Consider the following 14,413-nt stretch of genomic DNA (forward strand, 5'->3'; position numbering starts at 1 on the left):
AACCCGTCCACCGGCCGCCGCCTCAGCCCTCGTTGAGCGGGCGCAGCAGGACGTCCTGGATGACGTCGCGCCCCGGCCCACTGCCCCACAGGCCGCGCTCGGCCATCAGCAGGGCGTTGAGCAGCTGGTCGTTGGCCAGGTCGGCGCCGTCCTCGCGCTGGCGGCGCAGGAACTCGGTGATCAGCTCGGCGCGTTGGGCGCCGTCCGGGCTGCCGTCCGGGCCGAGGTGGGCGGCGACCATGGCGGCCAGCCGTTCCTCGGTGGGCGGTTGGATCTCCAGCCGGACGCAGCGGCGCAGCAGGGCGGAGGGGAACTCCCGCTCGCCGTTGCTGGTGAGGACGACCAGCGGGAAGTGGGCGCAGCGCACGTGGCCGCCGCGGACGACGGCGTGCCGGCCGGGGTCGGCGACGGCGACCTCCTGCGGGCCAGGGCCGAGGCGCTGGAGTTCGGGGATCTCGAACTCGCCCTCCTCGAAGACGTTGAGGAGGTCGTTGGGCAGGTCGATGTCGCTCTTGTCGATCTCGTCGACGAGGACGACGCGGGGGGTGCGCCAGGGCAGCAGGGCGGTGCCGAGCGGGCCGAGGCGCAGGAACCGGCCGATGGCGGGCGGCCTGTGGTGGGTGCCGTCCTGTGGCGCGTGCAGGCCGGCCTCGTGGAGGCGGCCGATGGCGTCGTAGGTGTAGAGGCCGTCGCGCAGGGTGGAGCGGCTGCTGATCGGCCAGCGCAGCACCGGGCCGAGGCCCAGCTCGTGGGCGACGGCGTAGGCGAGGGTGGACTTGCCGACGCCGGGCTTGCCGGTGATCAGCAGCGGGCGGCGCAGGTGGAGGGCCAGGTTGACGAGGTGGATCTCGCGCTCGTCGGCCTGGTAGGCGGTGGCCTGCTGGACGCGGCCGAGTCGGCGGGCCGTCAGCCCGGCGGCTTCCTCGGCCGGGGGTGGCGGGAGTTCCTCGTCGTTGTCGACCCAGTCGCCGAAGGAGCGCCAGGCGGGGGCGGGCGGGAGCGCGGCGATGCCGCCGTGGGGCACGCCGGTGCCCCGGTAGATCCACCAGTTCTCGGGCATGGTTACCGCCTCGTCCTCATCGTCTGCCGTTGGTTCCCGCTCCACTGCCGACCATCCGTCTCACGCCGTCCGCCTCGCGCCGTCCGCCTCACACCGCCCGCCTCACGCCATCCGTCTCACACCATCCCCGGGAACCCGGCGTCCTGATCCGGGTCCAGGCAGTTCGGGTCGTCCCAGAAGAGGGTGACGCCGTCCTGGGCGGGCGCCTGCCGGGTCACCTTGCGGTGCCGGTGGACGGCCTCCGGCAGGTGGGCGAGTGAGCGCGGGCGGTCGCGGCGCAGGGCGTCGACCACGTCGGTCGGGGCGCCCGGGGAGCGGCGCCACAGCATGGCCGGGACGCCGTCGATCTCCACGGCGTCGAGCACGGCGGCGCGCACCCGGGGGTCGAGTTCGTCGTACGGGGTGTCGAGGCCGAGGCAGGCGACGGTGGGGCGGCCGTCGAGCCAGCCGGGCAGGTCGGCGACCCGTTCGGGGTGCAGGGGCGGCCAGCCGATCCGGTCGACGGCCTCGCAGTCGAGGGTGTCGGCGAACAGGTGCTCCCACCGGTCGTACCAGGCCTCGGTCTGCAGCCACGGGTTGATGTAGCGGTCCAGGTAGCGGACCACCACCGGGTGCAGCAGTCCGATCCGGCGTCCGTCCAGGGTCGGGGACCACAGTTCGGCGCTGTGGCCGAGCAGTTCCCTGGGCAGCAGGAACTCGATCCGGACCGGGCTGCGCTTGTGCCGGCCGAGCTCGGAGACCAGGGTCTGCCAGCCGGCCAGCCGGGCGCTGCCCTCGGCGACCAGGTCCTCCAGGGCGAGCGAGTCGGTGGCGACCAGGTCGTGGAGGCGTTCGATCGGGCCGCCGGCCAGCGGCTGCCGGTAGCAGGACGCCCGGAGGTGGTAGCGGCCAGCCTCGATGTGCTCCGGGGTCTCGGGTTCCAGCCGGATCTGCACGATCAGGCGGGCGGCGGCCTTCTCCGGGGGCGTGGGGCGGGCGACCGGGAGGCTGCTCAGCAGGGTGCCCAGGTCGGCGAGCCGGGGGTGCCGGAGCAGCAGGTCCTGGTCCCGGGCCAGGCTGTCCAGGAAGGCCAGGGCGTGACCGGCGTCGGGGCCGCCGAAGTGGTCCAGCAGCCGGGTGAGGACCTCGGGCAGGGTGGTCCGCTCGTCGACGCGGTGGCGGCCGGGCGCGTTCGGGGGCACGTGGAGGAGCAGTCGGTGCGGGCCGGGGGCCGGGTCCAGGGTGCGCAGCAGGGTGATGGCGCGCAGCAGGACGCCGGCCGGCAGTCCGGTCTCGGCGGTGAGCGCGAGCACGGTCACCTCCAGCCAGGGCAGGGCGCCGCCGTACGGGTCGTGGTCCCTGAGCGCCTCGCGGAGCGAGCCGAGTACGGCCCGGGGGTCGCGGGCGCAGCGGATGCTCCGCAGGATCTCCAGGACGTGTTCGCGCGCGGTGTCGGCCTCCTTGACGTCCAGGTGGAAGTGCTTGGACGACGGGGAGCGGCCCATCGTCTCCAGCACTCCCTGCCGGAACTCCCGCCGCTGCATCCCCCGGAAGCCGAACAGGATGTCGGCCAGCAGGCCCTCGGCCTCCTCGAACGGGGCGGCGAGGTGGGTGCCCGGTTCGCCGCCGGCCCACGGCGGCCGGCCGCCGTACGCGCCCGTGTGCATCGGCCTACCAGCTTCCCGGACGGTCGGCGGGGTGGTCCCCGGCGGCCCGGTCCAGTACGTCCCGCAGCTGCGGCAACGCGCCGTCGTGGGGGGCGAGTTCCTCCAGTGCCGTGTACAGCGCGCGCAGCGCCGCCGGGGCGTCGCGGTGGCCGCGGCAGCGGCGCACGATGCGGAACAGGTGGTCGCGGCGGTCGGAGCGCTCCTCGACCTCGAAGGAGTGCGGCAGGCCGAGGTGCTCGCCCATCCGCTCCAGCAGGTCGAACCGCCCGTCGGCCCGCGCGGTGTACGGGAGGGCCATCAGCGCCGTCACCACGTCCGCGTCGGTGGGCGGCGGTTGGGGCGCGGCCGCGCGGACCACCGGGCCGAGGAAGGCGAGCAGCGCGGCCAGCGGCACGTACCAGCCGCCCAGGTCCTGCTTGTACGAGCGGCTGCCCTTGAGCACGCCGCGCACCAGCCCGTCCGCTCCGACCAGCATGCTGCCGCTGAGGCCGGGCTGCACGAAGCCGGTGACGGCGATGAACTCCCCGGACCGGCCGACGACCTGGAGGGCCACCGTGTCCTCGTTGACCCCCGGTGTCGGGGTGGCCGTGGAGTGGCCGAGGGCGGTCAGCCACGTGCCCGGCTCGGCCTCGGCGCCCGCCAGCGGGGCCACCGGGTGGCCGGGGGCGGCGGCCGGGACGTCGAGCAGCGCGAGGTCGGGGAACGCCTCGAAGGGGCCGGTGCCCAGGCCGGCGGGTTCGGCCCGGACGGCGCCGGGCGGTACGGGGTGGGTGCTCGCGCCGTGCCGCACCACCAGGGCCTCGGCCGGGCCGCGCCGGTCCAGCACCACGTGCGCGCAGGTGACGGCCAGGCCCGGGGCGACCAGGAAGCCGCTGCCCAGGAAGGCGCCCGCGGCCTCGATCCGGACGGCGCAGCGGTGCAGCGCCTCGGCCCGGGCGCGGTCGAGGTGCGGGCCGGTCACTCCGCGGCGGCGGGGGTGGCGGCCTCGGCGCCGTCTCCTGCGCTCGGCGCCGCGCCTGCCCGCTCCCGGCGCGCCGCGAGGTCCCAGGAGAGCTTGACGGTCAGCCCGGCCTCGCTCCCGGCCTCCGCGATGATCCCGAGCAACTGCCCGGACTTCACGGCCAGTTTGAGGCCGAACTCGACCTCGAAGGTGTCCGGAGCCCCGGCCCCGCCCTGGGTGATGGTCTCGGCGGCCCAGCGGCCGATGCCCTGCACCGTGCCGCGCACCTGGTCCAGCGACAGCGCCACCGCCGAGCCGACCCGGGCGGCCCGGTCCCGCAGCCCCACGTCGCCGAACTCGTCCTCGCCCCCGGCGGCGGCGAAGCCCACCTCGCCGATCACCTCGGCCCGCACCGTGGTGCCGTCCCCCAGGTCGATCGTCTCCACCGTCACATCCCCGGCCATGCCGCTCCCCTCCCGAACGTCCGGGCCGTACGCCCGAACCGCCGTCCTCACCTGCGGCCTCCCCGACCGCGCGCGCCACAATACCGCGACCGCGCGGCCCGCTCGATCGTCTTCCGCCCGTCCGGCGGCTCCCCTCTTCGTGGGTGACGGGTGCTCACCCCTGGCTCGGGGAGGAGGCCTTAGGCGTTGAGCGTTTCTGCGCAGAGCGGGTCGCGGTGGGCCGAGAACGAGGGGACGGGTTGCTCAAAACTGCAGTCACGATTGACATGAACCGCCCGGAGCAGCAAGCTGCTCTTTCGAAACTGCTCAAAACCAGTGCTCTTCAAGCATCTTGGATCATCCGATCAAGCACGCACGAAGGCGGTATCTGCGGTGGACAAACGTGTGCTGGCCCTCGTCTCGGCGTGTGCCCTGGGGGCGCTCGCCCTCACCTCCTGCGGCAGCGGTGGCGGGAGCGGCGGTGGTGGGGCGGACGCCGACGGGAAGGTGACGCTCAAGCTGGTGGCCGCCGACTACGGCGACAAGGAGTCCAACAGCTCGAAGAACTACTGGAACCGGGTCGCCACCGCGTTCACCGCGGCCAACCCCGGCATCAAGGTGGACGTCCAGGTGGTGAACTGGAACGACATCGACAAGCAGGTCAAGACGATGATCCAGAGCGGCAACGTGCCGGACGTGCTGCAGACCGGCGGGTACGCCGACAAGGTCGCCGACGACCTGCTGTACAAGGCCGAGGACGTGCTCTCCCCCGACACCCGGGGCGACCTGATCGACAGCTTCGCCCGGGCCGGGCAGGTCAAGGGCGTGCAGTACGGCATCCCGTTCGTCTCCTCGGCGCGGGCGCTGTTCTACAACAAGGCGCTGTTCCAGCAGGCCGGGATCGGCCAACCGCCCACCAGCTGGGACGAGTTGCGCAAGGACGCCGAGCTGGTGAAGGCCAAGGTGCCCGGGGTCACGCCGTACGCGCTGCCGCTGGGGCCGGAGGAGGCCCAGGGCGAGAGCATGATCTGGGAGCTGGGCGACGACGGCGGGCCGACCGGCAAGGACGGCGCGTACACCCTGAACAGCCAGGCCAACATCGACACCTTCCGCTGGCTCAGGTCCAACCTGGTCGACCCGGGGCTGACCTACGCCAACCCGGCCACCACCGACCGCAAGACCGCGTTCGCGGACTTCGCGGCCGGGAAGGCGGCCATGCTCAACGGGCACCCGTCGCTGATCCAGATGGCGCAGGACGGCAAGGTCGACTACGGGGTCGCGCCCATCCCCGGCAAGAACGGCCCGCTGGCCTCCACCCTCGGCGTGGCGGACTGGATGATGGCGTTCAAGAAGAACGGGCACCGCGACCAGATCCGGAAGTTCCTCGACTTCGCGTACAGCAAGGACAACCAGGTCGCCTTCGACGAGACGTACAACCTGATGCCGGTCACCCAGAGCGCGCTGGGCGAACTCACCACCGGGGGCAAGCACCAGGACCTCGCGCCGTTCTTCGCGCTGCTGCCGCACGCCGTGTTCTACCCGCTCGGCGACACCACCTGGGACGCGGTCTCGGCCGAACTCAAGAAGTCGGTCGGCAGCGCCGTCTCGGGCGACCCGGCCAAGGTGCTCGGCGACCTCCAGAAGAAGGCCCAGGACGCGGTCGCGAACAAGTGACGGCCCACCCCGAACAGTTGACGGCCGGCTCCGAGCGCATGACGGCCCGACCCGCGCGAATGACGGCCCACCTCGGACAGTTGACGGCCGGCTCCCGTCGAAGGCCGTGAAAGGCACCCCCGTGACTCCCAACCCCCCTGTGCGCAGAGGCCGCCGGTTCGGCCCGCTGCCGTGGATCGCCCCGGCCGTGCTGCTGATCCTCGCCGTGGTGCTGTGGCCGGTGTACGAGATGGTCCGCACCTCGTTCCTGCGGGTCAGCACCAGCGGCTTCGTCCGCGGCTCGGCCGGACCGGACAAGTACCGGAAGCTGTTCGGCGAGACGGACCTGGGCCACGTCCTGCTGGCCACGGTCGCCTGGACCCTCGCCGTGGTCGGCCTGACCATGCTGCTGTCGCTCGCCCTGGCCCAGCTGTTCGACCAGCGGTTCCCGGGCCGGCGCTACGCCCGCTGGGCGCTGATCGCCCCGTGGGCGGCGTCCGTGCTGATGACCGCGATCGGCTTCCGCTGGATGCTGGACCGGACGGCGGGCGTGCTGAACACCCTCCTGACCGACCTCGGGCTGGTCGACGGCCCGCGGGACTGGCTGGGCGACCCGTCGACGGCCTGGCCCTGGATGGTCTTCGTCGCCGTGTTCGTGTCCCTCCCGTTCACCACCTACACCCTGCTGGCCGGCCTGCAGACCGTCCCCGCCGAGGTGTACGAGGCGGCCCGGGTGGACGGCGCCTCGGCCTGGCAGGCGTACCGGCGGATCACCCTGCCGCTGCTGCGCCCGGCGTTCCTGGTCGGCCTGGTGATCAACCTGATCAACGTCTTCAACTCCTTCCCGGTGATCTGGGGCATGACCCAGGGCGGCCCGAGCAGCGACACGGCCACCAGCACGGTGTTCATGTACCAGTTGAAGTCCACCGACATCGGGGAGTCCGCGGCGATGTCGGTGGTCAACTTCGCCCTCGTGGTGCTGATGGTGCTGGCCTTCCTCAAGGTCAGCGGTTGGAACCAGGAGGAGAGCTGATGCTGCGTCAGAACCGTTGGAGGCCGCGCACCCTGGCCCTCGCCGGGGCGGCCTGGCTGCTGGCGGTGGTCTTCCTGTTCCCGTACCTGGAGATGGTGGTCACCGCGCTGCGCCCGGCCGACGAGCTGCGCGACGCGACGTACCTGCCACGGCACTTCGCCTGGTCCAACTTCGTCGGCGTGTGGCAGGAGTCAACGCTCGGCGACAACCTGCGGGTCACCCTGCTGGTGGCCGGCGGCTCCACCCTGCTGGCGCTGCTGGTCGCGCTGCCCGCCGCCTACTACACCGCCCGGGTGCGCTACCGGGGCCGCCGGCTGTTCCTGCTGCTGGTGCTGGTCACCCAGATGTTCCAGCCGACCTCCCTGCTGGTGGGCCTCTACCGGGAGTTCTACCAGCTGTCCATGCTCAACTCGGTCTGGACGCTGATCCTCTGCAACGCCGCGTTCAACCTGGCCTTCGCGGTCTGGATCCTCACCGCGTACATCTCCTCGATCCCGGTGGAGCTGGAGGAGGCCGCCATGCTCGACGGCCTCGGCCGGATCGGGGCGCTGCGCCGGGTGGTGCTGCCGTTGGCCCTGCCGGGCGTGGTCACGGCGGTGATCTTCACCTTCATCTCCGCCTGGAACGAGTTCGTCATGGGCCTGACGCTGTCCACCGATCCGGGCAGCCAGCCGCTGACCGTCGGGATCAACAGCTTCATCGGCAACTACACCGTCCAGTGGAACTACCTGTTCGCCGGCTCGGTCGTCGCGATCGTGCCGGTGGTGGTGCTGTTCGCGGTGATCGAGCGGCACGTGGTCTCCGGCCTGACCGCCGGATCCGTCAAGTAGCGCTCCGAACGACCGAGTCGCGCCCCTGCCCCCTCCAACAAGCCACCGAGCACCCGAGTCGACAGGAGAACCCCCGTGCGCCTGCTCCGACCCCAGCTCCGCAGGGCCGCCCTCGCGGCGGCCCTGACCAGCCTCGCCGCCGTCACCGGCCCCGTCGTACCGGCCCACGCCGCCGGCCCGCCCGCCGCCGTCCTGGACGACGGCCACCAGAGCGTCACCTGGCAGAGCCCCACCTACGCCAAGGGCACCCTCGGCGGCGCCACCTCCTGCCCCGCCGTCGCCCAGGACCCGGACGGCGCGGTCTGCGCCCGCTTCGACCTGACGGTGAACGTCCCGAAGGGCTACTGGGACGACAACCCCGAGGGCGGCGTCCCGATCTCCGTCCAGTGGCAGAACCCCACCGACGACTTCGACCTGTACATCTACGACGCCGACGGCAAGGAGGTCGCCGAGAGCGCGGGCACCGCCGACCCGGAGGCGACGGTGATCCCCAAGGCCTCCGGCACCTACCACGTCCTGGTCGTCCCGTACGACGTGCACGGCGGCTCCTTCACCGGCCGCGCCTACCTGCCGCAGACCGCCGACGCCGGCGACCTCACCTCGTTCAGCGGCGGCAAGGGCAGCTACGACATCGCCGCGGGCACCCTCAAGGCCAAGGTCGACTTCCTCGCCGACGACCAACTGCGGCTGCGCGCCGCGCCGGACGGCACCATCACCGACCCGGCGGGCAGCACCATCATCCGCAAGCAGCCCGAACTCCAGCCCCGCACCTCCTCGTTCGACGCCGGCGACTACTACGGCGTCCGGTCCGGCCACGTCGTCCTGCGGGTCTACAAGCACCCGCTGCGGTTCGGCCTCTACCAGGCCGACAACCGCACCGCGATCTGGCAGGAGAACGCCCCGCTGCGCTGGTCCACCAGCGGCCTGCGGCAGAGCCTGACCCGCGGCGCCGACGAGCAGTTCTTCGGCGGCGGCGAGCAGAACGGCAGCTTCTCGCACCGCGACCAGACCGTCCACGTCGCCAACAGCACCAACTGGAACGAGGGCGGCTACAACAACTCCCAGCCGTTCTACGTCTCCAGCGGCGGCTACGGCGTCTTCCGCAACACCTTCGCCCCCGGGATCTACGACTTCGGCTCGCCGGTGCGCACCGGACAGCAGGAACGGCGCCTGGACGCCTACTACTTCACCGGTGACGTCAAGTCCGTCATCGGCCAGTACACCTCGCTGGTCGGCAAGCCCTTCATGCCGCCGGTCTACGGCCTGGAACCCGGCGACTCCGACTGCTACCTGCACAACGCCAACCGCGGCGAGCGCCACACCACCGACGCCCTCAAGGTCGCCGACGGCTACGTGCAGAACCAGATGCCGCTCGGCTGGATGCTGGTCAACGACGGCTACGGCTGCGGCTACGAGAACCTCCCGCAGACCGGCGAGGGCCTGCGCAAGGACCACGCCCAGCTCGGCCTGTGGACCCAGAACGGCCTGCCCAACCAGGCCGAGGAGGTCAAGGCCGGGGTCCGGGTGCGCAAGCTCGACGTCGCCTGGGTCGGCAACGGCTACGACTTCGCGCTGAACGCCTGCGACCAGGCCAAGGCCGGCATCGAGGACAACAGCGACGCCCGCGGCTTCGTCTGGCTGCCGGTCTCCTGGGCCGGCGCCCAGCGCTGCGGCGTGCTGTGGAGCGGCGACCAGAGCCTGTCCTGGGACTACATCCGCTGGCAGATCCCCACCTACGCGGGCGCCACCATGTCCGGCATCGCCTACAACACCGGGGACGTCGGCTCGATCTTCCGCCGCGACCCCAAGATGTACACCCGCGACCTCCAGTGGAAGGCCTTCCTGCCGACCATCATGACCATGGACGGCTGGGCCAAGGACATGACCGGCAAGGAGCAGCGCGACCAGCAGCCCTGGCTGGACGGCGAGCCCTACACCTCGATCAACCGCAAGTACCTGCAGCTCAAGGAACGCCTGCTGCCGTACATGTACACCCTGTCCGCCGAGGCCACCCGCACCGGCATCGGCGCCGTCCGCCCGCTCGCCCTGGAGTACCCGCACGACAAGGCCGCGCTCGGCCCGAACGCCAAGTACGAGTTCCTCGCCGGGCCGGACTTCCTGGTCGCCCCGGTCTACTCCGACACCTCGGTGCGCAACGGCATCTACCTGCCCGAGGGCACCTGGACCGACTACTGGACCGGGCGCACGTACCAGGGACCCACCACCATCGACAACTACTCCGCCCCGCTGGACACGCTGCCGCTGTTCGTCAAGGGCGGCGCCATCGTCCCGATGTGGCCGCAGGGCACGCTGTCCTGGCAGAACCGCGACCGCGGCGAACTCGACTACGACCTCTACCCGCAGGGCGACTCCTCGTACACCCTGTACGAGGACGACGGCGTCACCCGCCAGTACGACGCCGGGTCCTCCGCCACCCAGCAGGTCGAGGTCCACTCCCACGGGCCGGTCACCACCGTCGAGGTCGGTGCCAGCGAGGGCAGCTACACCGGCAAGCCGGACGCCCGCTCGTACCGCTTCACCGTGCACGGCCAGTCCGCCCCGCGCCTGGTCGTCACCCAGGGCGGGCGGCTGCCCGAACTCGAGTCGGCCGCCGACCTCGACACCGCCGCCTCCGGCTGGTACCACGACCCGGCAACGGGCGTGACCCACGTCAAGACCCCGTCCGTCCCCACCGACGACCAGTTCTCGCTCCACCTGATCCACTGAACACTGGTCCGGAGGCCGGCTGATCGGCCGGCTGGCTGATCGGCCGGCACACTGATCCGCCGACCGACCGACCGAGGCCCCCGGCGCACGCCGGGGGCCTCACCGGCGTCGGCCCCGGCTCCGCCGGTGCTCAGGTGCTCAGGTGCTCAGGAGGTTCCGGTCGCGGCCCGGAGTCTGCCGAGCGCGGCCATCCGGCGCAGGACGGGGACGGGGATGGCGGGGTTACGGACGGCGTGCTCGGCGCTGCCGGCTTCGAGCAGCAGCGTCACCAGCAGATCCGGTGGCAGGGCGGGGTTGAGCCGGGCCCCCCGGCGCACGCCTCCGTCCGGGTCGGTGACGAGCCCTCGGAGCGATTCCGGCGAGAGGCGCCGGTCCCGCCCGGCGGCCGCGCGTACGAGCGGATCGGGGTCGCGGCTCAGCTGCTCGACAAGGGCGCCGCTCGAGGCCGGGTCGTCGAGGGCGAGGGCCCGCAGGCGCGGGTTGGGGTCCGTCGCGAAGCGCAGCAGGCCCTCGCGGGGGAAGTTGGGGTGGTTGTGCGGTCGGCCGGGGAAGGACAGGCTCCCGTCCCACCACGCGGCCACGTCCAGGAGCAGCTCCGGTGGAGCGTCGTCGCACGACTCGGCGAGGAAGAGCCGCACGACCCGGTCCCGGTCGCGGGCCAGCCCGGCCACCACGTCCGCGGGCAGGCGCGGCGCTCTGGCGACGCTGCGGCGGATCAGCAGTTTCGGCGAGGCCGCGAGCTGACGCATGGCGTCGGCGTCCCCGTACAGGGCGCCGATCCACCAGAGCGCCGTCGTCAGGCCCTCCGGATCGATGTCGGGGACGTCGGCGGCCATCACCGCGATCTCCTCCGGCGTCCCGGGCGGCGTGGCGTCGGCGTGCGGCGCGCTGCCGACGCCGCGGCCGCCACGGGAGAGCCGCCGGGCGGCCAGGTGCTCGGCCGCGAGCTCCGTGAAGAGCCCTCGCAGCCCCGCATTCGGCGTGGCGGCGACGAGCCGGTCCCACTGTGCGGCGGAGAGGTGACCGGATTCCGCGGCGATGACACGCACCCGCCTGGCTTCGTGGACGACCGCGGCGTCCATCACCTCGGGCGGTAGGTCCTCCCGCCAGAGGAAGCCGGCCTCCCCGGCATCCAGGAGGCTCAGGAGCACGTCGACGGGCGCCGCGCGGTTGAAACCGAGCCCGAAGAGCCAGGAGCGGGCTACCGCCCGATCGAGGTCGGTGGCCGCGGTCAGCCTGGTCCAGACCCCGTCGGGCACATCGTGCACAGAGCGCACGTCTGGCACATCGGCAGCGTGTACATCGGTCGTCCCGGTCATTGGCCAAAGGCTAGAGCACCGGACCGGCCGCCCCGACCCGAGGTCGGGTGGTCCCCGAGCGGACCCCGGGTGGACCACCGGATGGACCACCGGGTGGATCCCGCCGGGGACCGGCCGGAAGCCTCGCAAGAACGCTCGACCTTCGGATACCCGACGGAACAACCCCCGCCGCCACCCGCCCGTTCGAGCCCATTCCGACCGCGACACGGGCCCGCCGGGGCACACCGGCCGGTCGGGTACGGAAGGGTGAGGCCGCCGCCCGTCCCGGGGCCACCGCACGTGGCCCCGGGACGGGTGGCTTTGCGGCCACGACCGGCCGGAGCGACCCGAGACCGGGATGGTGGCATGACCCCTCAGGACACCCCGACCGCCGGACCCACCCCGCACGGGGACTTCGCCGAGCTGCGCCGACGCGTCGGCGAGGCCGGACTGCTCCGCAAGCGCCCGCTGTACTACGGCTGCCGGGCCACCGCCCTGCTGGCCGCCCTCGCCCTGTGGCTGGCCGGGTTCGCCGCCGTCGGCGCGAGCTGGTGGCAGCTCGCGCTGGCGCCCGTACTCGCCCTCGTCCTGGGCCAGTTGGCGCTGCTCGGCCACGACGTCGCGCACCACGCGGTGTTCTCCGGGCGGCGGAGCACCGACCTCGCGGGCATCCTGCTCGGCAACCTGGTGGTCGGGATGAGCTACGGCTGGTGGGTCAGCGACCACAACCGCCACCACGCCCACCCGAACCGCGAAGGCCGCGACCCGGCCGCCAACGCCATGCTCTTCGTCCGCACCGCCGAACAGGCCGTCCGCACCAGGGGGTTGCGGAGGACGGTCGCCAAGTACCAGGCGGAGCTGTTCTTCCCGCTGCTCTCGCTCCAGGCCCTCGGCCTGGTCGTCGCCACCGCGTTGACGCTGACCCGGGGCCGGCTGCGCCACCCGGTGCTGGAACGGACGCTCGCCGTCCTGCACTACGCCCTCGCGGCGGGCCTGCTGCTGGCCGTCCTCACCCCGCTCCAGGCGCTCGCCTTCGCCGTGCTGTGCGGCGCCGTGCTCGGCGTCTACCTGGGCTGCATCTTCGCGCCCAACCACAAGGGCATGCCGATGACCGGACCGGACGAGCAGCCCGCGGACTACCTCCGGCGCCAGGTGCTGCCCACCCGCAACCTCCGCGCCGGGCGGTTCACCCACTTCCTCTTCGGCGGCCTCGGCTACCAGATCGAGCACCACCTCTTCCCGGCCATGCCCGTACCGGCGCTGCGCCCGGCCTCGCGGATCGTGCGCGCCTACTGCGCGGAGGTCGGCCTGCCCTACCGCGAGGCCGGCCTGGTCGACTCGTTCCGGGAGATCCTGCGGGACCTCCGGGCGGTGGGCCGCTGCGTCGACGCACCCCCGACCGCGGCCGTACCCGGGGCCCGGGCCAGGACCAGGACCAGGGCCGAGGACGGACGGCCCCGGGCCGAGAGCAGTGCGTCCCGGGCCGAGAGCGGGACCGCCCGGTGAGCCGCGTCCTGTCCGGGCCGGCGACGGCCGCACCGCTCGCCCCCGCCGCCGCCCCCGGGCCCGACGGCGGCCCACTGCGGGTCCTGATCGTCACCGAGTCCTTCCCCCCGCAGCTCAACGGCGTCGCCCACAGCGTGCTGCGGACCGCCGAGCACCTGACCGCCCGCGGCCACCGCGTCCTGGTGGTCACCCCGGCGACCCGCACCCGGCGCGGCCCCGAGCGGATCGACGGCTACCAGGTGCTCCGGGTCCGGTCCGTCCCACTGCCCGGCTACCCGGAGGTGCGGATCGCCCTGCCCGGCGGGCAATTGGCGGCCGCGATCGAGCGGCACCGCCCCCAGGTCGTCCACCTGGCCGGGCCGTTCGCCCTCGGGGCGGCGGGCGCCGCGGCGGCCCGGCGGGCCTCGGTCCCGGCCGTGGCGGTGTTCCAGACGGACATGGCGGCCTACGCCCGGACCTACCTCCCGTTCGCGGGCGAGGCCGGCGCCCGGACGGCCTGGCGGATCCTGCGGCGCGTCCACGGCACGGCCGCCCGGACGCTGGCGCCCTCCCGAGCGTCGCTGGACGCGCTGGCCGCCCACGGCGTCCCCCGGCTCCACCTGTGGCCGCGCGGGGTCGACCGGGAGCGCTTCCACCCGCGCCACCGCGACGAGGCGCTGCGCCGCCGGCTCGCCCCGCGCGGCGAGGTGCTGGTCGGCTACGTCGGACGGCTGGCGGCCGAGAAGCAGGTCGACCGGCTGGTGCAGGCCTCCCGACTGCCGGGCGTCCGGCTGGTGGTGGTCGGCGACGGCCCGTGCCGCGCCCCGCTGGAGGCCGCACTGCCGGACGCGGAGTTCCTGGGCCGCCGCACCGGGCACGAACTCGCCCGGCTGTACGCCTCGTTCGACGTGTTCGCGCACACCGGGCCGTACGAGACCTTCGGCCAGACCGTCCAGGAGGCGATGGCCAGCGGCCTGCCGGTGGTCGCCCCGGCGGCCGGCGGGCCGCTGGACCTGGTCCGCCCGGGGCGCACCGGCTTCCTGGTGCCGCCCGGCGCGGGCGAGGAGTTCCGTACGGCCGTCGACCGGCTCGCCCGGGACGCCGGCCTGCGGGCCGAACTCGGCCGGGCGGGCCGCGCCGCCGTGGCCGAGCGCGACTGGGCGTCGATCGGCGACCGGCTGATCGGGCACTACCGCCTCGCCATCGCGGAGACCACCGGCGCACCGCGGCGCTGAGCCGCGCGCCCGCCACCGCACCCGTCCGCCACCACCACCGCACCCGCACCCGACCGCCCCTCG

The 14,413-nt window shown here is 73.4% G+C and carries 11 protein-coding genes; 6 read left to right on the forward strand and 5 right to left on the reverse strand.

Features of this window, described 5'->3' with window-relative positions:
* Positions 1-22: 22 nt before the first annotated feature.
* The 4 genes from ACIQWA_RS10600 to ACIQWA_RS10615 form a co-directional block, all read right to left on the reverse strand.
* Positions 23-1,060 (reverse strand): AAA family ATPase, encoded by a 1,038-nt coding sequence (locus ACIQWA_RS10600; protein WP_402480755.1) that lies wholly within the window; start codon positions 1,058-1,060, stop codon positions 23-25.
* 116 nt (positions 1,061-1,176) lie between these two features.
* A complete protein-coding gene (locus ACIQWA_RS10605; RefSeq protein ID WP_402480758.1) occupies positions 1,177-2,706 on the reverse strand; it encodes a hypothetical protein in 1,530 nt (509 codons plus the stop codon).
* 4 nt (positions 2,707-2,710) lie between these two features.
* Positions 2,711-3,667 carry a trypsin-like peptidase domain-containing protein gene (locus tag ACIQWA_RS10610; protein ID WP_402480761.1) on the reverse strand — a complete coding sequence of 319 codons (957 nt, stop codon included), beginning with the start codon at positions 3,665-3,667 and terminating at the stop codon, positions 2,711-2,713.
* On the reverse strand, positions 3,664-4,110 hold the full coding sequence (locus ACIQWA_RS10615) for a CU044_2847 family protein (RefSeq protein WP_402480764.1): 447 nt from the start codon (positions 4,108-4,110) through the stop codon (positions 3,664-3,666). The genes ACIQWA_RS10610 and ACIQWA_RS10615 overlap by 4 nt, the downstream gene beginning before the upstream one ends.
* A gap of 372 nt (positions 4,111-4,482) precedes the next feature.
* Between ACIQWA_RS10615 and ACIQWA_RS10620 the strand changes: the two genes are divergently transcribed.
* The 4 genes from ACIQWA_RS10620 (at position 4,483) to ACIQWA_RS10635 (ending at position 10,332) form a co-directional block, all read left to right on the forward strand.
* Positions 4,483-5,763 carry an extracellular solute-binding protein gene (locus ACIQWA_RS10620; protein WP_402480765.1) on the forward strand — a complete coding sequence of 427 codons (1,281 nt, stop codon included), beginning with the start codon at positions 4,483-4,485 and terminating at the stop codon, positions 5,761-5,763.
* A 139-nt stretch (positions 5,764-5,902) separates the two neighbouring features.
* Positions 5,903-6,775 carry a carbohydrate ABC transporter permease gene (locus ACIQWA_RS10625; protein WP_402480768.1) on the forward strand — a complete coding sequence of 291 codons (873 nt, stop codon included), beginning with the start codon at positions 5,903-5,905 and terminating at the stop codon, positions 6,773-6,775.
* On the forward strand, positions 6,775-7,605 hold the full coding sequence (locus tag ACIQWA_RS10630; RefSeq protein WP_402480771.1) for a carbohydrate ABC transporter permease: 831 nt from the start codon (positions 6,775-6,777) through the stop codon (positions 7,603-7,605). The genes ACIQWA_RS10625 and ACIQWA_RS10630 overlap by 1 nt, the downstream gene beginning before the upstream one ends.
* 75 nt (positions 7,606-7,680) lie before the next feature.
* On the forward strand, positions 7,681-10,332 hold the full coding sequence (locus tag ACIQWA_RS10635; RefSeq protein ID WP_402480774.1) for a TIM-barrel domain-containing protein: 2,652 nt from the start codon (positions 7,681-7,683) through the stop codon (positions 10,330-10,332).
* A gap of 146 nt (positions 10,333-10,478) precedes the next feature.
* Here the strand turns inward: ACIQWA_RS10635 and ACIQWA_RS10640 are convergent, their stop codons facing one another.
* The gene (locus ACIQWA_RS10640) at positions 10,479-11,609 is read right to left on the reverse strand and encodes a hypothetical protein (protein ID WP_402480777.1); all 1,131 of its coding nucleotides are present in this window, start codon (positions 11,607-11,609) and stop codon (positions 10,479-10,481) included.
* Positions 11,610-11,996: 387 nt separating this feature from the next.
* Between ACIQWA_RS10640 and ACIQWA_RS10645 the strand changes: the two genes are divergently transcribed.
* Together ACIQWA_RS10645 and ACIQWA_RS10650 are read left to right on the forward strand one after the other, a co-directional pair.
* Positions 11,997-13,136: an acyl-CoA desaturase gene (locus ACIQWA_RS10645; protein ID WP_402480779.1), complete on the forward strand. Its 1,140-nt coding sequence runs from the start codon at positions 11,997-11,999 to the stop codon at positions 13,134-13,136.
* A gap of 74 nt (positions 13,137-13,210) precedes the next feature.
* On the forward strand, positions 13,211-14,350 hold the full coding sequence (locus ACIQWA_RS10650; protein WP_402480888.1) for a glycosyltransferase family 4 protein: 1,140 nt from the start codon (positions 13,211-13,213) through the stop codon (positions 14,348-14,350).
* The last annotated feature ends 63 nt before the right edge of the window (positions 14,351-14,413 follow it).

It is taken from the genome of Kitasatospora sp. NPDC098652, assembly GCF_044760155.1.
In the GTDB taxonomy this organism is placed as follows: domain Bacteria; phylum Actinomycetota; class Actinomycetes; order Streptomycetales; family Streptomycetaceae; genus Kitasatospora.